The organism is Microbacterium sp. 22179 (genome assembly GCF_052045715.1).
GTDB lineage: Bacteria > Actinomycetota > Actinomycetes > Actinomycetales > Microbacteriaceae > Microbacterium > Microbacterium galbinum.
Genome location: NZ_JBQEPJ010000007.1, coordinates 20,958 through 41,614, shown reverse-complemented (window position 1 = coordinate 41,614; position 20,657 = coordinate 20,958). Strand labels below are relative to the sequence as shown.

Annotated in this window: 20 protein-coding genes; 14 read left to right on the top strand and 6 right to left on the bottom strand. The window is 65.6% G+C overall.

From position 1 onward, the window contains the following. The first annotated feature begins 85 nt into the window (after nt 1-85). The 4 genes from ACTJKK_RS14565 to ACTJKK_RS14550 all read left to right on the top strand — a co-directional run bounded on the left by ACTJKK_RS14565 (nt 86) and on the right by ACTJKK_RS14550 (nt 3,186). Nucleotides 86-592, top strand: coding sequence for a hypothetical protein (locus tag ACTJKK_RS14565; RefSeq protein ID WP_440748512.1), 507 nt, complete (start codon nt 86-88; stop codon nt 590-592). A gap of 85 nt (nt 593-677) precedes the next feature. Next, a complete protein-coding gene (locus ACTJKK_RS14560; RefSeq protein ID WP_440748511.1) occupies nt 678-1,199 on the top strand; it encodes a hypothetical protein in 522 nt (173 codons plus the stop codon). Nucleotides 1,200-1,225: 26 nt separating this feature from the next. Then, nucleotides 1,226-2,320 carry a fatty acid desaturase family protein gene (locus ACTJKK_RS14555; RefSeq protein ID WP_440748510.1) on the top strand — a complete coding sequence of 365 codons (1,095 nt, stop codon included), beginning with the start codon at nt 1,226-1,228 and terminating at the stop codon, nt 2,318-2,320. A 50-nt stretch (nt 2,321-2,370) separates the two neighbouring features. After that, nucleotides 2,371-3,186, top strand: coding sequence for a suppressor of fused domain protein (locus ACTJKK_RS14550; protein ID WP_440748509.1), 816 nt, complete (start codon nt 2,371-2,373; stop codon nt 3,184-3,186). 19 nt (nt 3,187-3,205) lie between these two features. On the opposite strand, the gene ACTJKK_RS14545 is transcribed toward ACTJKK_RS14550, so the two are convergent. The 4 genes from ACTJKK_RS14545 to ACTJKK_RS14530 all read right to left on the bottom strand — a co-directional run bounded on the left by ACTJKK_RS14545 (nt 3,206) and on the right by ACTJKK_RS14530 (nt 8,268). Then, a complete protein-coding gene (locus ACTJKK_RS14545) occupies nt 3,206-3,712 on the bottom strand; it encodes a hypothetical protein (protein WP_440748508.1) in 507 nt (168 codons plus the stop codon). 55 nt (nt 3,713-3,767) lie between these two features. After that, nucleotides 3,768-4,403 (bottom strand): hypothetical protein, encoded by a 636-nt coding sequence (locus ACTJKK_RS14540; RefSeq protein WP_440748507.1) that lies wholly within the window; start codon nt 4,401-4,403, stop codon nt 3,768-3,770. Between the two features lie 67 nt (nt 4,404-4,470). Beyond that, the gene (locus ACTJKK_RS14535) at nt 4,471-7,050 is read right to left on the bottom strand and encodes a fibronectin type III domain-containing protein (RefSeq protein WP_440748506.1); all 2,580 of its coding nucleotides are present in this window, start codon (nt 7,048-7,050) and stop codon (nt 4,471-4,473) included. 624 nt (nt 7,051-7,674) lie between these two features. After that, entirely contained in the window at nt 7,675-8,268 is a 594-nt protein-coding gene (locus ACTJKK_RS14530; protein WP_247955627.1) for a TetR/AcrR family transcriptional regulator C-terminal domain-containing protein, read from the bottom strand. Between the two features lie 149 nt (nt 8,269-8,417). On the opposite strand from ACTJKK_RS14530, the gene ACTJKK_RS14525 reads away from it, so the two are divergent. The 7 genes from ACTJKK_RS14525 to ACTJKK_RS14495 all read left to right on the top strand — a co-directional run bounded on the left by ACTJKK_RS14525 (nt 8,418) and on the right by ACTJKK_RS14495 (nt 15,060). Then, nucleotides 8,418-9,239: a siderophore-interacting protein gene (locus tag ACTJKK_RS14525; protein ID WP_407665504.1), complete on the top strand. Its 822-nt coding sequence runs from the start codon at nt 8,418-8,420 to the stop codon at nt 9,237-9,239. 117 nt (nt 9,240-9,356) lie between these two features. Continuing rightward, on the top strand, nt 9,357-10,679 hold the full coding sequence (locus tag ACTJKK_RS14520) for an MFS transporter (protein WP_440748505.1): 1,323 nt from the start codon (nt 9,357-9,359) through the stop codon (nt 10,677-10,679). Nucleotides 10,680-10,847: 168 nt separating this feature from the next. Continuing rightward, nucleotides 10,848-11,765, top strand: a complete 918-nt coding sequence (locus tag ACTJKK_RS14515) for an ATP-binding cassette domain-containing protein (protein WP_247957580.1) — start codon at nt 10,848-10,850, stop codon at nt 11,763-11,765. Then, nucleotides 11,762-12,574, top strand: coding sequence for an ABC transporter permease (locus tag ACTJKK_RS14510; protein ID WP_247955624.1), 813 nt, complete (start codon nt 11,762-11,764; stop codon nt 12,572-12,574). The genes ACTJKK_RS14515 and ACTJKK_RS14510 overlap by 4 nt, the downstream gene beginning before the upstream one ends. 13 nt (nt 12,575-12,587) lie before the next feature. Further along, on the top strand, nt 12,588-13,766 hold the full coding sequence (locus ACTJKK_RS14505; RefSeq protein WP_440748504.1) for a sensor histidine kinase: 1,179 nt from the start codon (nt 12,588-12,590) through the stop codon (nt 13,764-13,766). Beyond that, the gene (locus ACTJKK_RS14500; RefSeq protein WP_247955622.1) at nt 13,747-14,418 is read left to right on the top strand and encodes a response regulator transcription factor; all 672 of its coding nucleotides are present in this window, start codon (nt 13,747-13,749) and stop codon (nt 14,416-14,418) included. Before ACTJKK_RS14505 ends, ACTJKK_RS14500 begins: the two co-directional genes overlap by 20 nt. A gap of 201 nt (nt 14,419-14,619) precedes the next feature. Beyond that, a complete protein-coding gene (locus ACTJKK_RS14495) occupies nt 14,620-15,060 on the top strand; it encodes a hypothetical protein (protein WP_363558441.1) in 441 nt (146 codons plus the stop codon). 273 nt (nt 15,061-15,333) lie between these two features. On the opposite strand, the gene ACTJKK_RS14490 is transcribed toward ACTJKK_RS14495, so the two are convergent. Continuing rightward, nucleotides 15,334-16,665 (bottom strand): MFS transporter, encoded by a 1,332-nt coding sequence (locus ACTJKK_RS14490; RefSeq protein ID WP_440748503.1) that lies wholly within the window; start codon nt 16,663-16,665, stop codon nt 15,334-15,336. Nucleotides 16,666-17,075: 410 nt separating this feature from the next. Here ACTJKK_RS14490 and ACTJKK_RS14485 point away from each other — a divergent pair, with 410 nt between their 5' ends. The 3 genes from ACTJKK_RS14485 (at nt 17,076) to ACTJKK_RS14475 (ending at nt 19,398) form a co-directional block, all read left to right on the top strand. Then, entirely contained in the window at nt 17,076-17,612 is a 537-nt protein-coding gene (locus tag ACTJKK_RS14485) for a TetR/AcrR family transcriptional regulator (RefSeq protein ID WP_247955619.1), read from the top strand. Between the two features lie 137 nt (nt 17,613-17,749). Continuing rightward, nucleotides 17,750-18,604, top strand: coding sequence for an enoyl-CoA hydratase/isomerase family protein (locus ACTJKK_RS14480; RefSeq protein WP_247955618.1), 855 nt, complete (start codon nt 17,750-17,752; stop codon nt 18,602-18,604). A 5-nt stretch (nt 18,605-18,609) separates the two neighbouring features. After that, the gene (locus ACTJKK_RS14475; RefSeq protein ID WP_440748571.1) at nt 18,610-19,398 is read left to right on the top strand and encodes an alpha/beta fold hydrolase; all 789 of its coding nucleotides are present in this window, start codon (nt 18,610-18,612) and stop codon (nt 19,396-19,398) included. Between the two features lie 38 nt (nt 19,399-19,436). Here the strand turns inward: ACTJKK_RS14475 and ACTJKK_RS14470 are convergent, their stop codons facing one another. Then, nucleotides 19,437-20,648 carry an amidohydrolase family protein gene (locus ACTJKK_RS14470; protein ID WP_440748502.1) on the bottom strand — a complete coding sequence of 404 codons (1,212 nt, stop codon included), beginning with the start codon at nt 20,646-20,648 and terminating at the stop codon, nt 19,437-19,439. Nucleotides 20,649-20,657 lie beyond the last annotated feature (9 nt).

The window sequence follows — 20,657 nt, the reverse complement described above, 5'->3', positions numbered from 1 at the left end:
AACAACGTCGTGCACGACCGACAACCGCGGCGCCCGCCGGGCCGTAGCCTTGTCTGCACACCCGCAGAGCGAACGAGGAGCAGTCATGGCCGAGAAGATCGACGAGGCCGAGCGCGCGGCCCGCGCCGCCCACCTCAAGGAGCGGATCTACCTCACGTTCGCCGCGCTCGCCGTCGTCATCACGCTCTCGACTCACGGCCACGTGAGCGCCGGCGAGGCGGCGACGACGCTCATCGTCACGGTGATGGGCACCCTGCTCGCCGTCTTCACCGCTGACCTGATCTCGCACCTCGTCGTACACGAGCGGCTCTTCACGCCGCCCGAGCTGCGGCACGCTCTCGCGTCGAGCTTCGGGGCGCTCAGCACGGTCGTGCTGCCGTTCGTGTTCCTGGGATTCGCGGGGCTCGATGCCTGGTCGACGGATGCCGCGCTGCGCGCCAGCGCGATCGCCCTGCTCGCCTCGCTCATCGTCATCGGCTGGATCGCGGTTCGACGGATGCCGTTGAAGTGGTTCCAGCGCCTCATCGCGCTCGGAGCCGAGGCGGCGCTCGGCCTCGCCGTCATCGGCCTGCAGGTGCTCGCGCACGGGTGATCCTGGCGCGACATATTCGCACACACGCATGTTCCGGCGAGTCAACGCCCTGCCGTGATGGCGGCGACGCACCTATCGTCGCGGTATGAACGCACAACTGAAGATCGCAGGGCAGAACCCTGAACTGCTGGGCCTGGGGTCCGTCCTCGTCGGTTCGCTTCCCGCCGCACTGATGACCGATGACGCTCCCGACCACTACACCGTCGAAGCGGTGTTCACGCGCAAAGCCGATCGCGATGAGGTCGATGCGATCCAGAGCAGCGAGATGCGCGACCACCTGTCCGCGAACGGATACCCGACGGTCGAGCTGCATGTGGCGGACCGTCGCCTCGAGATCGCGAACACCAGTCTGGAAGAGCTTCGCGATGGCCTCGCCTCCGTGCTCGCGCAGCGGCTCGCCGAGATCACGACCGCCCTGCACACGGCCCGTGCGCAGGCGGCCGACCGATTCCAGATCGCCTCCGACCGCGAGCAGGAGCGCGCGGCGCTGGTCGCCGCGCTCGCCGACGCGGTCGTGTTCACCCCTCCCTCCGGAAGCGATCGGTCTTCCGACGACGACTCCCGCATCGAGGACTGGGTCGAAGAAGGAGGCGCCGTCCGCAGCTAGCGGCGACGCCGGAGAAGGAGGTCGTCATGGACGACATCCGCCAGACCATCCGCACCCGTCCGCGCGAGGGCACTGCGCGCGCGACGAGCGCATTCACCGAGCTGGCGCAGCAGGTCCGCCACCAGGGCCTGCTGCGCCGCCGATACGGGTACTACTGGACGAAGCTCATCGCCGCACCACTGGTCGTCGCCGCGTGCCTCGCGGCGTTCGTCTGGATCGGCGAGTCGTGGTGGCAGCTCTTCACGGCCGCCGCGCTCGCGATCGTCTTCACCCAGATCGCCTTCCTCGGCCACGACGCCGCCCATCGACAGATCTTCGTCTCGGGGCGCTGGAACGACTGGATCAGCCTGATCCTCGGCGACCTGCTCGTCGGCATGAGTTACGGCTGGTGGCAGCACAAGCACACCCGCCACCACGCCAACCCGAACAAGCTGGGGTCCGACCCCGACATCGAGTTGCCCGTCATCGCCGTGACGGCCGAGACGGCGGCGAGGCACCGCGGTCCGGTGCTCACCTGGATGCGCGGACACCAGGGCGTGTTCTTCTTCCCGATCCTGCTCCTCGAGGGGCTGTCGCTCCACGCCTCGGGCGTGCGCCGGGTGTTCGCGCGCGGTCGTCTCGAACGGCGATGGGTCGAGATCGCTTTCCTCGGCATCCGCCTCGGAGGCTTTCTGACGCTCGTCTTCCTCGTGCTGTCGCCGGGCATCGCGTTCGTCTTCCTGGCCGTGCAGTTGGGCCTGTTCGGCTTCTACATGGGGATCGCCTTCGCTCCGAACCACAAGGGGATGCCGGTCGTGCCGCGCGACATGACGCTCGACTTCCTGCGGCGTCAGGTCATGATGAGCCGGAACGTTCGGGGCACTCGCCTGCTCGACGTCGTGATGGGCGGGCTGAACTATCAGATCGAGCATCACCTCTTCCCGTCGATGCCCCGCCCTCACCTCCGCCGTGCGGCGCCGATGATCGCGGAGTACTGCCGCGCGCACGACGTGCCGTACACCTCCGTCGGCCTGCTCACCTCGTACGCCATCGTCGTGCGCTACATCAACCAGGTCGGACTCGGCGAGCGCGACGTCTTCACCTGCCCGCTCGTCGAGCAGCGGAGCCTCATCGGCTCCTGAGCCGCCGCCCGCCCATTGCCTCGCCTCTCGGCGGCTGGAAGACTCGGGCGATGACCTCGGATCACGGCTTCCCCGAACACGTCTTCGATTCGCTGGGGGTCGCGCCGGCGCCTTTCCCCGACTTGATCGGTGGGTCGGTCCGCATCGTCGAGAAGCGCCCGACCGACGGACCGGTGACCGTGATGACTCTGGGCGCCTCACGCCTGCCGACCGACAGCGGTGAACAGGTCGAGCTGGCGGTCGAGGTGATCGACGGACAGCAGGGGGCCGCTTTCGCCGCGCTCGAGATCGTCTGCGACGACATCGCCCGCAACCGCCGGGTACCTCCGGTCGGCGCCCCCTGGCGCAACACCGAGCCCTTCCTCTCGGGCACGCGCATCACGGCGATCATGGCGACGGGGTCTCGGTGGGGGAGCTCGTTCGACGAGGTGCGGCACGAGGGTGCCCTCGTCGGCCATGTGCGCACGCTGCGCCTGCTCACCGATACCGAGGCGGCGTACGCCGCGGCACGCGGATGGGAGGCGCTGGTCGCCGAAGCGGGCTCGCTCGACGCGCTGCTCGACGTGACCCGTGACGATGCCGTGGCGGCCCCCGCAGGCATCGCCGGCAACCGTCCCGTGTTCCTCTCGAAGCTGCACGCCGAGCATCCGCCCCGCTGGGTCACGTTCACGGGCGCGCACCTGCAGTCGGTCACCGGACTCGAATCGGATGCCTACATGAACGACTCCGCGAACCACGAGGTGTGGTCGGTCGATTCGTTCCTCGCCCGGTTCCCATGGATCTCGGACTTCGCCCGGCAGGCCCTTCCCGGCCAGACGGCGCTGTTCACGGATGCCTCCGGGGCTTACGTGCTCGAGAACGACTAGGCCCCGGGTCGCCGACGTCTCACTGCGCGGGCAGGCATCCGCCGTCGAGGATGTAGCCGCCGATGTCCACGGTCACGCCCTCCTCGGTGACCTCGCCGAAGACGCATCCGCCGTCGACACCCCCGACGCCGAAGAGCACGTCGCCGTAGTCCTCGCGCACCTGCGAGTCGGGGAGCCCGGCATCCGTCAGGGCGGCCCGCACGGTGTCGACCGTGAACGTGCCCGCGGTGCGCAGACGCTCGAGGTCGACGCGCAGCGCGTCGACGACGGCGGCGCTCGCCTCGTGCGTCGCGCCGTCGATGTCCATGCGGTCGCGGTAGCGGTCGTTGAGGTCCATCGCCTTCTCGGGATCGTAGGGCGCGCACTCGGGCGGCAGATCGACGCCCTCGACCTGCGGGCACGCCGCCGTCGGCGTCACCGTGGGCGTGGGTTCCGCACCCACGCCGCCGCTCGGCTCGGCACACCCCGCGAGCAAGAGCACCGCCCCGATCCCTGCGAGCACCGCCACCACGATCTTCTTCGTCATCCCGACCCCCTCGTCACGACGAGCTTAGGGCTGCACCTCGGTCGGTGTCGTGCCCTCAGTCGAGAGCGATGACGTGACCGTCGAGTCCGGAGGCGAAGGCGGCGAGACCGACCCCGAGCGCCTCGCCCGCGTACGTCGCGGCACCCGTGAAAGACGCAGGGGCATCGGCGAACACGGCTCGTTCCTCGGCTCCGGGCCAGGTGACGGCGATGACGTTTCCGGTGGGCTCGGCAAGTTGCGTGCCGAGTACGAGGAACGACACGTCGAGGTTGGCGGCGGAGGCCCGGTCGATGGCGCCGATGAGCGCGGGACCGATGGCGACGATCACGTCGGGACGATCAGCGAGAGCGGTGGTGACCGACGCGACAGGGTCGGTATCCGCATGCACCTGCACCGTGGCGCGGTGACGGGCGGCCGCGTCCTGCACGGCGGCGAACGCCAGGCGCTCCTCCTCACCCGGGTCGGATGGAACCACGATCGAGATCGTCTCCCCCGCGGGCACCGCTGCGGTCACCGCGGACCGATCGAGCGTCGAGCCGGGCACGAGCTCGACGGGTGTCGAGGCTTCGGTGCTCGCCGACGGGGTGCTCGTGGGCGCCACCGTTGACGACGGCGATGCCTCGGCGACCGGAGAGCAGCCGGTGAGCACGACGACGAGCAGCAGGGCGAGAGCCGACGCAGACGACTTCATGAGTTCCTCGGAGATGTCGAAGATACGGGGATGCCCCGAGCCCGACGGCCCGGGGCATCCGTGATCGTCAGTCGCGGTTCGCGACCAGGCGACGACGGGCGACGAGCACACCGCCGACGACGAGCAGCAGCAGCGCGATGCCGCCGATCGCGAGCGGCAGCTCCGCACCGGTCGTGGCCAGCGCGTCCGAACCGGCCGCTCCGGACGCCGCCGCAGCCGCGATCGTGAACGTCGTCTCCACGGTCGATCCGTCCGGGAGGGTCACGACGATCGTGTGGGCTCCGACCTCGAACGCCACAGGAATCGTCCAACTCGCGGCCAGCGTACCGTCGGCCGCGACCGTGAACGAGCCGAGATCGACGGGGTCGGAGTGCACGACGACCGACACGCTGTCGCCGGGGGTGAACCCGGTGCCCGCGATCGTGATCTTCCCACCCTGCACGGCCTCTCCCGAGACCGTGACGCTCGGCTTCGCGGGGGCGACCACCGGAGCCTCGACGACGCTCACCGTGCGCTCGGCGGTCGCGGTGTTGCCCGCGGCATCCGTCGCCGTGTAGACGAGGTCGTAGGAACCGAGCACGTCGGTGTCGACCGAGCCCTCGACCTCGAGCGACGCGGAGACGTCGCCGTCGCGCTCATCGGTGGCGGTGACGCCGGCGAGGGCGTCGAACTTCTCGCCCTGCACGACCTCCGACTCCGCCGGGAAGGCGATCTCCGGAGCGGTGACGTCGTCGCGCACGAGGGTGACCTCGTCGACGACGCTGTTCACGGGTGACGCCGTGCCGTTGGCCTGGCTGCGCAGCGTCGTGACGGTGATGGAGTCGTCGGTGACCTCGACGTGCGAGTAGTTGCGCACCTTCTCCTGGTTGATGACCGATCCGTACCAGGCGTCGGGCGCCTTCACGTCGTAGTACTTCGAACCGCTGGCGGAGTTCGCGGTGACGTACAGCACCTCGCCCTCACCGGCCGAGACCTCGGCCTGGCCGGGGACCTCGGTCGCGTCGGCGAGTTCGCCGTCCTTGATCAGGTACGTGCGGGTGTAGCTGTGGTCGTGGCCCTGGAGCACGAGGTCGAAGCCGAGGTCCGAGATCGCGGTCGGCAGCGCATTGCGCAGACGCTCGATCTGGGAGTCGTACACGTGCGAGGCGACCGAGTAGATCGAGTGGTGGAAGGCGAGCACCTGCCATTTGGCGTCGGCACCGTGCTCGGCGACGACCTTCTCCATGAAGTCGATGTGGCTCTGGTCGTCGTTGCTGTTCGTGTTGAGGACGACGTAGAGCACGTCCTTGTACATGAACCAGTAGTCGCCGCCGGACGAGGTGCCGCTGGTCGCGGAGCCCGCCGTCTCGTCGAGGTTCGGCACGGTGTAGTGCTGCGCGTAGGCCTTCGAGCCCACGTCGTGGTTGCCGTTGACCGGCACGGTGGGGATGCTGGAGAGCTGCTCCGGCGCGAGGTAGTAGCCGTACTCGGTCTCGCTGGATGCCGTGTTGACCTGGTCGCCGGCCGAGAAGAGCAGCTCGCTGTCGGGGTAGGTCTGCTCGGCGATGTCGAGCGTGTCGGCCCAGCCCTGTCCGTCGCGCTCCGCGTTGCCGGAGGCGCCGATCTGCGGGTCGCCGAAGAAGAGGAAGCCGTAGTCGCCCGAGAACGATGCGGTCGAGAACGACTTCACGTCCGACCAGCCGCCCGCTTCGGATCCCACGCGGTACAGGTAGGTGGTGTTCTCGGCGAGCCCCTGGAGGGCGGCGCGACGGTTGTACTCGTTGCTGCTCGTCAGGCCGCCGGTGGCCGGGACGGTCGTGATGCCGGATGCCGGGAACGCGCTCGCGTCGGTGCCGGGCGCGTACTGCAGCGACTGCGCGGTGTCGACGTTCGTGTACCAGGTCACGTTGCGGGTCGACTCGTCGGCGCCGATCGTGAGGACCACGTCGTCGTACGAAGCGACCGGCTCCACGCCCGCGATCATCGGGGTGAGGCTCTGGAAGTCGAAGTAGATGTCCGAGCTCGTGATGCGGTCCTGGTAGAGCGCGACGGCGATCGTGTTCTCACCGGCGACGAGGTCGTCGGCGTCGATCGTGAAGGTCGAGGTGACGGGGTCGCCGCCACTGTTCCCCGCGTACATGAGGTTGCGCTGCGCTTCGGGCGCCGCTTCGACCTTCTCGTCGACGAATCCGGCGACCTTCTCGCCGTTCACGAAGACCTGCACGGCGTCGTCGTAGGTGAGAGTTGCCGAGAGACCGTCGATGGCCTCCAGCTGCTCGGCGTCGATGTCGACCGCCGTGCGGAAGTGGAAGGTCGGGACGTCGTCCGTCGTGCCGGCGATGTACTGGTTCAGCAGGGTGTTGATGGGGAAGCCCGAGCCGATTCCGGTTGGCTGGCCGTTCTTCGCGCCGAACGCGCCGGCCGCGGTCTTCCACGCGGAGTCATCGAAGCCAGCCTGCGTCCAGACCAGACGATCGGGGGACCCGGCGGCGGGGTCGGTGTTGTCGTCGGAGTAGTGCCACGTGGTCGCGGCCGTGCTCAGGAAGGTGTCGGGCAGCTCTGCCGCGGTGGCGGCAGAGCCCCCGAGCGCGACGACGGCGCCGGAGGCCAACGTCGCGGCGAGGATCGCGGCGCAGACGCGCCGACGGGCGGGGGACGGAACAGACATGCGGAAGGGCACTCCTTGAAGAGTCTCGAGAGGGGGTGTCCGGTCAGGCTAGGGATGCCGCGGGCCCTGCTCCTGTCCACGCGGCATCCGTTCGGTGAACACCGAACAGACGGAGGGTTTCCGGGCGCGTCGGCGCCGATATTCTTGTCCGATCTCACAACAGTTGTCAGTTGGTGAGACACAGAACCCGCGAGTTTCCGGGACCGCATAAGCCGGCACATGAAGCGATTTGTCTCATGACACTTGTCAGAATTTCGGCCACGAAGACGATCGACAATCCTTGCCTACTCACGGGCCCTTGGAGCCAGTCACCTCTAGCAGTGTGGGTTGCCGCTGCGCGAGAGATAGCCAAGGCTGTGGATCGCGAGGCTTGGCGGCGTGCTTCTGTGAGCGTTCACTGGACGTCGGAGCGTGCGCGGCTCTCAGACTGAGGTCGTGATGACGAGTTTGCCCTGAACGCTCACTCGCCGGGTTCGGAACACACTGCGCCTACTCGCTTCGTCGAAGTGGCGCTGCGGGGCATCCGTGCCGCAGCGGGGCAGAACGTGACCCCCTGGCAACACCGTCGTAGACAAGCGCTCAGCTTGAACGCGTCTAGACCTCATCCCCGCCTCGTCGACGCCGCTAGCGAAGCGCTCCTCGTCGGCCACTACTGGCTCGGCGAAGATGGGCCAGGATGGCGACGACGCCGAACTCGTAGCGTGCATCAAAGTCTGCAGAGAACACCTCTGAGTGGAGGCGGTGAAGAGTCGGGAAGGTGCTGGCGGGCAGAGGCTCTTCCGAGGCGTGAGCTTGCGCGGCCTGTTGTTCTTGAGTGATCCCGAGCAAGAAGTAGAACAATGCCCACATGCCGCGCACACTCTCTGTGTCAGGCACGCCCGCCATGACGAGTGCGGCGACAAGCTTCTCAGCGAACTGCCGTGTGTGCTCCTCGAAAGGAGTGTTTCCCGCGGTCAATCGGGCACCGTCGCGGTACATCAGCAGGGTCGATCGGTATCGGCGGAGGGCCTCCTCGACCCGCTGAAACCCGTCGGTGGGTAGGCCGTCCAGCGAGAGGTTGGCTAACACCGCGTCTGACATCAGACCAAGCAGGTGCGCTTTGGTCCCGACCTGGAACGACACCGTGTTCACATTGACCCGCATGCGTCTGGCTACTTCGCGGATGGTGACCGCGTCGAGTCCATCTTCGTTCAGAAGTTCCAGTGCGGCATTGATCACGTCCTCACGGCTGTGTCTGCGTGATGGCACAGTCTGCTCCTTGGTTGGTGTAGATCAGCTACTTGAATTAGGGTAACCTAATCAAGTTAGTGTTAGGGTCCCCTAATCAAGTGCTCTACTGAAGCTGCCTGCCAAGAAAGCTGAACTCCATGTCTTCAAACTGCCGCGGTGATGGCCGACTTGCCTTCGGATGGGATGCGCTCTTCCAGCCAAGGCGCAAACACAAATTGACGCTCATCGAGCGTCGTCTGATCACGAAGCGTGTGCTTCGTGTGACGCTGGGCGGGTTTGGTCTCGAAGGCTTCCGCTACCAAGGTGGGGATCAGCGTTGCACACTGCTGATCCCCTGGCCTGAGGAAGAAGCCTGGCGGTACATCGCGCCAATGCCCACAGACCCGTGGAGCGTTGCCACTCATTGGGGGTTCGCCGCTGCACTCAGCCGTCCGCTCCGTCGCCGACTAACGGTCAGCGGGTATCGCTCGCACGCGCTCGAGATCGACTTCGACATCCTTATCCACGGCGAGAGTCCGCTTGGCACCTGGGCGGGAGGTGCACCACTCGGCTCCGTAGTCGATGTCATCGACAATGGTCGCCGTTACCATGTCCCTACCCAAACCCGGTGGCAGTTGCTTATCGCTGACGAGGCTGGCGCCTCCGCAGCTCTCGCTGTTGCGGCAGAGACCCCGCCATCGGTGCCAACAACGCTCTATGTTCCTCGCGTGGAGGTAGCGGCAGCAGAGCAAGGGCCTGGAGATCACGTCTCGGTCATCTCTGTTCCGATGGGTGGCGAGCAGCGAGCGTCCGGCGAGGAGTTCGCAGCGAGCGTGCTCGCTGGCGGACTCCCGCGTGTTCCTGACCTGGTCGGCATCGCCGGGGAACGCTCTTTCGCACACACGCTCGTTACGCGCCTACGCCGGGCCGGCGTGCCGCGCGGTGCTATCCACGCGGGGAGCTATTGGAAACATCAATAGCGCTTGGCCATCCTCCCTTCGCTGCGGATCGACGCGGTTCACCGAGGGCCTCGTCGATGCTGCAGACACCCGTTCGACAGCCGAAGGGGGCTCGGACGATCTGCATGGCCTCACAGCGTGCTCGGCGCGTTGACCGAGAGCCTCGACCTTCACGCATCTCAGATTACGAAAGAAAACATGCTTAACACGGACACTCTGCCCATACCTGCTCGTCTGCGGCGGGTGCGTGTTCGCCCGTCAGCGTTGCTAGTACTGATTGGCGTCCTTCTTGTTGCGGGCAACCTTCGCGCGGCCATCACCACGGTCGGGCCGGTTCTCCCTGAGATCGCGCGCTCCACCCAGATCAGTGCTCTGCTCTCATCGGCCCTGATCAGCCTGCCGCTGGTGTCGTTCGCGGTAGTGTCGCCCATCGCTCCGCGCATTGCACATCGCCTCGGGCTCGAACGTACGATCGGCGTCAGTCTGCTCCTGCTCGCGGCGGGGCTCATCATTCGTTCGACTCCGCCGTTACTGCTCCTGTGGATAGGGACGATCATCATCGGGGTTTCCATCGCGATTCTCAACGTCGTTCTTCCAGCTCTCATTAAACGTGACTTCCCCGACAAGATCGCGCAAGTCACGGGCGGTTACTCTGCCGTGCAAGCGACGTTCGCCGCTGTAGCAGCGGGAGTTGCGGCTCCGCTCGCTGGGGTGACTGCGCTCGGATGGAGACTCCCTCTGGGCATGTGGGCCGGGCTCGCGATTCTCAGCCTCGGCATCTTCGCACCGCAGTTGCGCAGGCGAACCGTGCTCACCCCGGTCGAGGAAGACATCACGCTCGAGCTTCCGAAAACTCATCACGCTGCGTGGCGTTCGCCTTGGTCGAGCCTGCTTGGTTGGCAAGTGACCTTGTTCATGGGTCTACAGTCGCTGATCTTCTACAGCCTCATCACCTGGTTGCCCTCCATCGAGGCCGACGCGGGCATCCCGGCCTCCGAGATCAATGTCCACCAGTTTGTCCTGAACGCGCTCGGCGTGTTTGCCAGTCTCGTCTGCTCCGTCGTTATCCCCAGAATGCGAGACCAGCGTCTACTCGCGGTCGTAGGCCCGTTGCTCATCGCCGCCGGGCTCATTGGGATCTCTGCTGTTCCGCAGTTTGCCACTATGTGGGTCTGCATGCTGGGGTTCGCCGCGGGGGTGAATGTCGTCCTTGCGCTATCTTTCTTCGGGCTGCGCACCATGCACCATGGCCAAGCTGCGAGCCTGTCAGGGATGGCACAGACCCTCGGCTATCTCGTCGCAGCCGCTGGCCCACTTGCTTTCGGTGCTCTCCATGACGCAACTGGTGGCTGGACAGCCATAGTGGCGGGGTTGGTCGTCATCGGCTTCATCCTCGCCATCCTCGGATACCTCAGCGGAAGAAGACGGTTTATCGGAAACAAAATCCGGACACCGCACTGAACTAGCGCCTATTCCTCCGTGCCTATGGGGTGCGTTGGCTCGCGCACTTTGGTGCCCGGCGAGCCTCAGTCGACTGTGACATGAGGATGCCGGAGGGGTACCACGGGAGGTAGTGCACGGTACCGCAGTGAGATGTCGAGCGAACAGGCAGAGAACAGGATTGATGACATGATCACCAGTCACCACCTCACCAAAAGGTACGGCGAGAAGACCGTCGTCGATAACCTCACCTTCACCGTTCGTCCGGGCGTCGTCACGGGCTTCCTCGGGCCTAACGGGGCGGGCAAATCCACCACTATGCGCATGCTCGTCGGTCTCGACCGACCCACAGATGGTCGTATCACCGTCGGCGGACGCCGGTATCAAGACCTTCCCGACCCAATTCGCCACCTTGGCGTGATGCTCGACGCGAGGGCGGTGAATCCCGGGCGCACCGCCCTCAACCATCTCCTCGTCGTCGCCGAGACACATAACATCGCCCGCGCAAGGGCAATCGAGGTCCTCGAGATGGTGGGCCTCGGAGCCGTCGCAAACAAACGAGCGGGTGGGTTCTCGTTGGGCATGAGCCAACGGCTCGGCATCGCCACGGCTCTTCTGGGGGACCCGGCCACTCTCGTGCTCGACGAACCGGTGAACGGCCTCGATCCAGATGGGGTGCTCTGGCTCCGTCATCTCCTGGTACGACTTGCCGCTGAGGGGCGAACCGTATTTCTTTCCTCACATCTAATGAGCGAGCTCTCCTTGATCGCGAAGGACCTCGTCGTGATCGGGCAAGGCCGCCTGCTCGCGGCGGGAACCGTCGAAGATGTCATCGAGTCAGTGGCGCCGGAGACCACACGCGTCGTGAGTCCTGATGCGTCGCGTCTCGCTGATGTGATCCAACGATCCGGGGTCGAGGTTCGACGGTCAGGCGAGGACACTCTCTTCATCAGCGGCTTCTCGGCTCGGGAAGTCGGCCATATCGCGGCAGGTCAGGGCGCCACGCTGTACGCCCTATCCGCAGAAAGGGCGTCACTCGAGGAGGCATTCATGCAGATCACCCGAAACGCGGTCGAGTACTCGTCCCAGGAGGAGGCCGCAGCATGATGACCGCAGTCACCGTCCCAACCTTTTCCGCAGCGCGTGACCGCGAGCGCATCACCGGCGTCGGACTGCTGCGGTCTGAATGGCGCAAACTATGGACAATTCGATCGCTCTGGGTGACGTTGGCGGCCGCCTTCGCGCTGACGATCGGGCTCTGTTCCTACATGATCATCGACGGCACGACCCTGGGAGGTGCCGACGCAGGACACATCCCGTTCGGCTGGACAGGTATCTATCCGGCCGGAATGCTTGTGCTTGTCGTTTTTGGCGTACTCAGCGTTTCCACCGAATATGCAAGCGGCTCGATCCGCACGAGTCTGACCACCGCGCCCCGCCGCACAGGCGTGATGCTTGCGAAAGCTGCAGTCGTCACCGGGATCTCCACAATCCTCGCCTTCGCCACCACCGTCCTCCTCTATCTGCTGCTCCAGGCGATGGGGACGGTTCCATCGGCCGTGGGGATGTCTCTCTTCGCTCCGGAGATGTGGTGGGGAGTGCTTGGCGGCACGCTCATGTTGCCTTACGGGGCTTTGTTCGGCGTGCTGCTGGGGTGGCTATTGCGCAACGCTGCGGGAGCGATCTGCCTGTACTTCGGCCTGTTCCAAATGGGACCCCAAATCCTGCCGGCGTTCCTCCCCGAGCCCTTGTCCAGCATTACCGACTACATGCCGCTTGCAGCGATCAACATCATGCGATCCGGTGGGATGAGCACGGAACCATACGGGGCCGCTACGGCGATCATCATCCTCTTGACGTGGTTGACTGCCCTCGGCGGCCTGGCATGGTGGCGCTTGAAGAAGTTCGACGGCTAAGCGGAGGGTGAGCGTGACACGACGAGAGGGACTACGTGCCTTCGACACTGCGCATCCTCTGGTTTGGGACGCTGCGCTCACCATCCTGATTGCCCTCGCATGTACGAGCGCCTCGGCGGGTCTGTCACCCGCCGGGGCGCCGTTCCTGTTCGCCGCCTGCGGCGCTGTCGCCTTTCGTCGCCGGGCTCCGTTCGCCGCCCTCGTCGTGGCAACCGCCGCGCTCACCATTGGCGGCGTGGCGAGTGCACTCATCGGGGAGCCTTCGCCCTGGGGGTACCTCGCGATCTGGGTCCTCCTGTACCACGTAGGGCTAAGGCGGTCTGGCGCGCTCGCGGCTAGCGCGGCGCTGATCGGTATCTTGGCTCTCGTCGCGTTCGCGGGCGCAGCCTCGCCCGGGATGCTCGCGCTCGGTGAACGGGGCGCGGCAATGCTGCCAGTTGTCGCGATGAGCGCGGCCACGCTCCTTGCGGGAAGGCAGTTGCGCAGTACCCGGGAGGCGCAACAGCGGCGCCGCGCTGACGTCGCGCGAGAAGCCGCGGCAGAAGAACGGTCGCGGATCTCTCGCGAGATGCACGACCTCATCGGGCACGACCTATCTGTCATCGCGTCTTTGGCCGCGGGTGGACAGAACGTCTTGCGGTCGTCGCCAAACGAAGCGGAACGCGCCTTCGCCGCCATAGGCCAGGTGAGCCGGGCATCAGTCAGTCAACTACGGCAAGTCCTTCGGCTTCTGCGCTCAGGCGATAGTGATGCTCCCGCCCCACTGTCGCCTCAACCGGACCTCTCTCGCCTGAGCGCCTTGATCGACACGGTGCGAAGCGCAGGTCTCCAAATCGATGACGAACGTCGCGGCGACCTCCATAGGTTGCCGCGAGCTCACCAGTTGGCGGTGTATCGCATCATCCAGGAGGCGCTCACGAACTCGCTGCGTCACGGCGGAGAAGGCACCGCCGTCAGGGTGCGTGTCGTCGTTAGCGCTCAAGAAGTGGTTGTATCAATCGCGGACCGCGGCGCCGTGCCTGGCGCAGGTCAACCCGCGGTGTCGACCGATGGCCACGGTCTCGTCGGCATGAGGGAACGTGTCGACGCGCTCGGGGGCGTGTTCCACGCAGGTGCGACCGCCGCCGGCTGGCTGGTCAGAGCGGTGATCCCGAACGAGGGCGGTGAATTCGATGAAAGTACTTCTCGTTGATGACCAAGCGCTGCACCGGATGGGCATGCGGATGTTCCTCACCGGGCAAGACGGGCTCGAGGTCGTGGGTGAGGCGGTGGATGGTGCGGATGCGGTCCGCCAAGCGCTCCGTCTGCGTCCCGACATTGTCGTCATGGACGTACGGATGCCCGGTATGGATGGGATCGAGGCGACCAGACAGATCGTCGCGGATGTTCCCGAGGCCCGGGTGCTTCTCCTAACGACCTTCGATCTCGACGAGTATGTGATCGAGGGGCTGGAAGCCGGAGCGAGCGGATTCCTGACGAAAGACTCGGAGCCTGGCGATATCCTTTCGGCCATCCGCTCCGTAGCGGCAGGTGATGCCGTGATCGCACCGAGTGCGACAAGGCGCCTGCTCTCGCGCTTGGCGGGTGGGCTATCCCAACAGGAGCCACAGAACTTGTCAGCAAAAGCCGCCACTACGCGGCTGAGCGCCCGTGAGCATGAGATCTTCGTCGAGATCGCGCGCGGAGCTACGAACTCCGAGATCGCTGCGACGCTGCACCTCGCGGAATCGACCGTGAAGAGCAACGTAGGACGGATTTTCAACAAGATCGGCGCCCGCGACCGCGTCCAGGCGGTGATTCTGGCGTTTCACGCGGGGCTCGCACCTGGCTCCGCTAAGCACTAGCCCGCATCCTCGTCTCCGCCGCGAGTACGTGACCCATCCCAGAAAGGAACTATCCACATGCGATTCCGTCCTCGCGACAGGCAGAACGATATCCACGGTCGAGACCGCAAGCATCACCGAGATCGTCATCAGCGAACAAATATCCCGGTAGGGCGGGCACGTGAATGGCTCTCGTCTTATGTGTACGGGAACATCACCGTTTTGAGCGCCGCCATCGCAGTGGGTCCCGAGCAGATTCGCCATGGGGCAGCAGTTGGTGCGGTGCTGGCCACCGGCTTTCTGACATTCCTTGCTCACGTACTCGCACACGTCGTCTCCCACGGTCTCGGGCAGGGTGTCGACGAATCGGAGCATCCAGCTAGTCGCGAGGTCGTGCGCGAGGTACTCGCGACGGCCCGCCCCATTGCGACGGCAGCACTGATCCCAGCCGCGCTTTACCTTGTGGCGTGGCTGGGATGGGTGCCACCTATATGGGTGCAGACATCCGCGATCCTCATCCTCGCCGTACGCATCGGGTTCGTCGGACTGTTCATGCAGCGGTTCAGTGGTGTGGCTCTCACGCTTAGGGCTCTCTGGGCTGGCGTGGCTCTGGCTTTTGTTGCTCTAGCAATAGGCATCGTGAAGGTGCTACTTACGCACTAGCTGCCGGTGAGATTCGTGAACGGATCTCACCCCATGTTTTGCTCCGAGTACTGCCACGCCGCCGACACCATCCGGGACGCCGCGATCGCCCAGCTGAGGTCGGAAAGCATCGTTCACGGTCCTCGCCCCCTTTCGGTGACGAGGACCGGGTTGCGCAGCGCTTTTCTGTTCGGATCCCGGATAGATCGCGCCGTTCGCGTTGCCGACAGTTTTGGATGCAACGCCGCGTCCCTAGAGCTGAATAGCGCCGCACGAAGAACTCGGGTGCTGGACTCAGTGAGAGCTGTCCGTCCGGGTCGTCCAGCGGATGTGTCGAGATAGCCCCACGGCGATCGCGGTTGCGACAGCGAACGCGCCAAGCATCACAATGATGTACATGTTCACCCCGGCTGCCGACGGTCCCGAGCTGTCAGGAATCGTGGTGGCGCTCAGGATACTCCCACCGACGATGTTCATCACGACAGACCCGACGCCGAGCATCACCTGCACGAGCGAAGCGACGACGCCCTGTCTCTCCTCCGGCACGAGCGTGGTCGCGAGGTTGAAGCCGGAGGTGACGAGCGCTCCGGCAGTCAGTCCGAGCAGGCCGGCGCAGATGGCCGCGGGGAGGAAGGACCCAGTGGACAAGAGGAGGCCGAAACCCGATCCCAGGCCGATGAAGGCACCGCCGGCGAGCGTGCGTGCAGGGCCGATGCGGGCGCCGAGCCAGCCGGCAAAGATTCCTCCGATCGCCGCGCCCAGTGCTGGGAGCGCGAACATGAGACCGAGTGAGCTCGATTCTCCGGCGAGACCGTAGCCGAGGCCGGCCTCGGGCGGCGTCTGTCCGATCAGGCCCATCAGCTGCAGCAGCGCTTGGTATGCCCCGGTGCCGAGCACGACGACCAAGAGCATCGCAACCATCGGCCGCGTCAGCCGGCGCAGATCGACCACAGGTTGTGGGGTGCGCAGTGCAGAGAACACCCAGGCCGTCAGAAGCGTGACGCCGATCAGAAGTATGACCACCAGTCCGGCGTTCGTCCATCCTGCGGTGGGCCCCAGGCTGATGTAGGCCAGAACACCTGCGAGACCCAACCCGAGCAGTATGGCGCCAAGCACATCGAGTCGACTGCGAGCATGAACGGGCGACTCGGGCAGGAACACGCGCACCGAGATCGCCGCTACGAACGCGAGGGTAGCGGACACGACGAACACCGCGCGGAAGTCGAATGCCTTGACGACCGCTTCGAAGAGGAAGGGCGACGCGATTCCAAGGATCGCCGAGCCGGAGGTGACGATACCGACGGACGTCATGCCGACCCGGGTGGGGAACATTTGTCGGATGTAAACGACGGTGATGAAGACCGAGCCCACCGCCGTGCCCTGGATGACACGACCGAGCAAAAAGATCCCGATGTTCGGAGCGACGAGGCAGATGAGAGCGCCGACACCGCCGGCGAGCAGCGCGAGCACGAGGACGCGGCGCTTGCCGTAGATATCGGCGCTCTTGCCCAAGAGCGGTGCCCACATCGCCCCCGCCAGAACGGCGCTCGCGTTGAGCCAGGCGCTCTGATCCGTGCCGAAGAACTCGGCCATCTGCGGCAGCACGAGCAAGGGAGCGACGATCACGGTGTCGACAAGGGTGTTCGCGACGATGAGGATCGCGACCCACCAGACGAGGCGTCCGCTCCATCCATCGTGTTCTCGTTCGTTGAGGCGTATCGCACTGGCGGGATTCTGTGTCATGGCTCACTCCGGGAGTAGGCGCGACAGGGCGTCGCGAATGTTCTGGACATTGTGGGAGTGCGATGTTGCCACCGGTAGGCGACGCAGGAAACAGTCGCACGAAGCCTGGTTGTTGAAGGAATGTTCGCTCGAGGAGCCGATGATGAATGAAACGACTAACATCGGCTGATGTCGCTCGGCGGCTGCAGCTCGCGGTTGCGCTGAGAGGCATCGGAAGACAAGGTGGCCTCATGACGGTTGATGACTTGCGTGCGCGGCGCCCCGGAGGGCGCACTCGACTTGTCACGGAGCGGTTGCGAGCGGCGGCGCTCGAGATCGTCGCCGAGAGCGGTATCGACGGTCTCCAATACGAGGAACTCGCTTCCCGCGCACAGGTCGGGCGCGCGACGGTCTATCGACGGTGGCCGAACCGCGACGATCTCTTCCGCGACGTACTTACACACTTCGCCGAGACAACTGTGCAGATCGAGAACACCGGCGATATCGTCCGTGACCTCACGACCTTCCTGCAATCCTTCGCCGAGGCGTCCATCACGCCTGCCGGTCGCGCGGTGCTCCAGATCCTCCTACGCCGCACCGATGGGAACGATGGGCTTCACCATGTGGGAGTAGAACTCCTGGATCGCCGCACCGGCGAACTGCAGCGACGTCTCGACCGGGCGACAGAGGCTGGACAGCTGCCCCCTGCGGAGGCCCCCTTTGTCAATATGATGCTCATCGGTCCCGTGCAGTGGTTCGTCCTGCGCCGAGAGCGCCCTTTCCTCCCTGAGGATGCGCAGGCGATCGTGGAACTCGTCGTCGCCGGTTTGTGGCGCGACCACGTCGATTGAGCGTCTGAACCTTCGCGAACCTCGTAGAACGGGCCGGTTCCCAGCGATTTGCGCGATACCCAATCAACTCCCGGCTTATCGAGATACAGTGTCTCATTAACGGGCGGGGTTGGCTCGCTCTGACGAAGGGACTCACCATGGTTGACACCGCGAGCTTCGGTTGGGACGGTCACGTCGCGCCCACACCGTTGGAGGAGTATTCGAAGCGCTACGCCGATTTCTTCGAGATGCGTCGAGAGGATGGCATCCTCGAACTGCGCCTCCACACCGACGGCGGCGAGTACGTGCACAACTGGGCAGCGCACAACGCGTGGAATCGGGTGTGGCAGGACGTCGGCAACGACCCCGAGAACCACGTTCTGATCATCACGGGAACCGGTGAGGCCTGGTTCCGGGGAGATCCCCGTCAGACCTGGCCCAAGCCGCTGGTCGACGAGACTCCGGACTACATCTTCCAGCAGACGATCGATGCGTGGAAGCTGATCGAGAACTTCGTGAACAACATCGACATCCCCACCATCGCGGTGGTGAACGGGCCGGGGATCCACACGGAGTTCGCGCTGATGTGCGACGTGACCCTCGCCGCCGAGGATGCAGACTTCATGGACCCGCATTTCATGGTCGGAACCTCGCCCGGCGACGGGCTCGCTCTCGCCCTGCAGCACTTGATGGGCACCAAGCGGGCAGCCTACGCCGTCTACGGCGGAACGAGCATCCCGGCCCGCAAAGCTCTGGAGTATGGTCTCGTCAGCGACGTGCTGCCCCGCGAAGACCTGCTCCCCAAGGCCTGGCAGCTCGCCCGCGACATCATGAAGCGCCCGCGGTTCGCACGGTGGTCGACGCACAACATCCTCAACCGGCCGTGGCGCAAGCTCGTGACCGAGGACTTCGGGTTCCACTTCTCGCAGCAGTCGCTGGCCACGGTCGCGGCGAAGACGCTCATCCCCGACCCCGAGCTGGTCGCGGACGCGCGCGAGCGTAAGATCTGGTGACCAGGATGGCGGGGGCTAGGGAAGCCGTCATCCGGACTGGCGCGGGAGTTACCGCGTTCCGTGTCGACGGTGCCGGGCCCCCGCTGTTCCTCCTCCATGGGCTCCAGGTCGGGCAGGAATTGTTCGACGAGCTTCGGGTGCACCTGAGATCAGCGTTCACGGTCATCACGTACGATCAGCGAGATCGTGGTAACACCGAGTTCGAACCGTCGACGTACACGACCGATGATCTCGCCGATGATCTCGCTGCGCTTGTCCAGGCACTCGGATATCCGCGCGCGCACGTTCTGGGCACATCGTTCGGGGGGATGGTGGCACAGGCCTTCGCTCTCCGTCACGCAGACCTCTTGGGTGGGCTCGTGCTCGGCGCGACCTCGCAGGCCCCGTTCCGCGCCAAGCGCACCGCTGGCCCTGTCGCCGATCTGCTCCTCGCGCTCGAGCGTGGCGACGAGGCGCGCGCCAGGGCCACCCTCGCGCACCTGGTGCCTGCCGCGACCTCTTCCGCGCCGACGGACGGGGCGCCAGTACGAGCGGATCGTGGTGATCGGTTGATGCGACGTTTCGCTGCTACGCGCGGGTTCGATACACGCGGCCGACTGGACGAGATCGACGCCCGCACGCTGGTCATCCATGGACGTGAAGACGCCGCGGTGCCCATGGCGGATGCCCTGTCGATGGTCAACGAGATCCGTCAGGCGGATGCACTGGTGCTTGCCGGCTGCGGGCACGCGTGGGAGAACGAGCACCCCGCTCGTGCCGCGTCGGCCATCACGGCCTTCCTCGGCGATACGTAATCTTCGCTGACGGCCCGGCGCTGCGTGAGGCCTAACGGTTAGCGCACGCGTCGTCCGCCGAGGATGACGGATCGGATGCGCCCGCGCAGCCCGCGGAGATCGTCGACTTCGCCGTTCACGACGACGAGGTCGGCGATCTTTCCCGGTGCGAGCGCACCGAGGTCGTCCTGCCGCAGCAATGCTGCAGAGTTCGCCGTGGCTGCGCGCCACGCATCCGCCGGCGTCATCGCAGACGCCTGTGTCATCAGCAACAGTTCGTCGAGGTTGCTGTCGGAGGGGTGGCCGTACGGCGGCGAATCTGTCCCCATGGCGACCTTGACGCCTGCGTCGACGGCTCGAGCGAAGCTCGCCCGGTGGGCGCCGACAGCCTCTCGGGCAAGGGCCTGACTTTCGGCGGGGATCGGCACGCCGCGGTCGGCGGCGTCCACGATCGCTTGGGTGGCGGACAGCGTCGGTACGAGCCACGCCCCGGTGCGGAGCAGGAGGTCGATCGCCTCGTCATCGAGGTGATACCCATGTTCGATCGACCGTGCTCCATGTCGCAAGGCGGCCTTGATCCCCTCCGTGCCCTGGGCGTGGGCGAAGAAGTATGTTCCCGCCGCGGCGACCTCTTCCGCAATCACGGCGAGCTCGTCATCGCGGAAGTGTGCGTGGCGGGGATCGTCGCCCGTCGACATGACTCCACCGGTGGTCGCCACCTTGATTGCGTCGGCACCTGCGCGCAGGATTTCCCGCACGCCGCGGCGCACGTCATCCACTCCATCGCGGACCGAGCGCGGTCGTCCCGGGTGTGGCATCATCATCGCCATCGAGCGGCTGCCGCCGGAGGGGAGATGCAGGTCGCCGTGACCGCCGGTCTGAGAGAGCATCACGATTGCGGTCTGCAGTCGTGGTCCTTCGATGAGGTTCTTCGCGATCGCGCGCTTCACGCCGGCATCAGCTCCGGCCGCGTCGCGCGCTGAGGTGATGCCCTGATCGAGGAGGAGCGAAAGGTTGCGTACCGCCTCGTAATAGGGGAGGGAGAAGGGCTCCTGTTCGCTCCGGGCCAAGTCAAAGTCGCTCGCCATGATGTGGACATGGCAGTCGAAGAGTCCGGGGACGATGAAGGCTCCCGTGCAGTCGACCGCCTCATCGCCGTCAAGCCCTATCCCGACATCCACGATGCGGTCCCCGTGAATGGCCACATCGGCCTGCGCGGTCGTGACGCCGTCGAAGACGCGCCCTCCGGTGAAGACGGTACGTGTGTGCATGACTGCTGT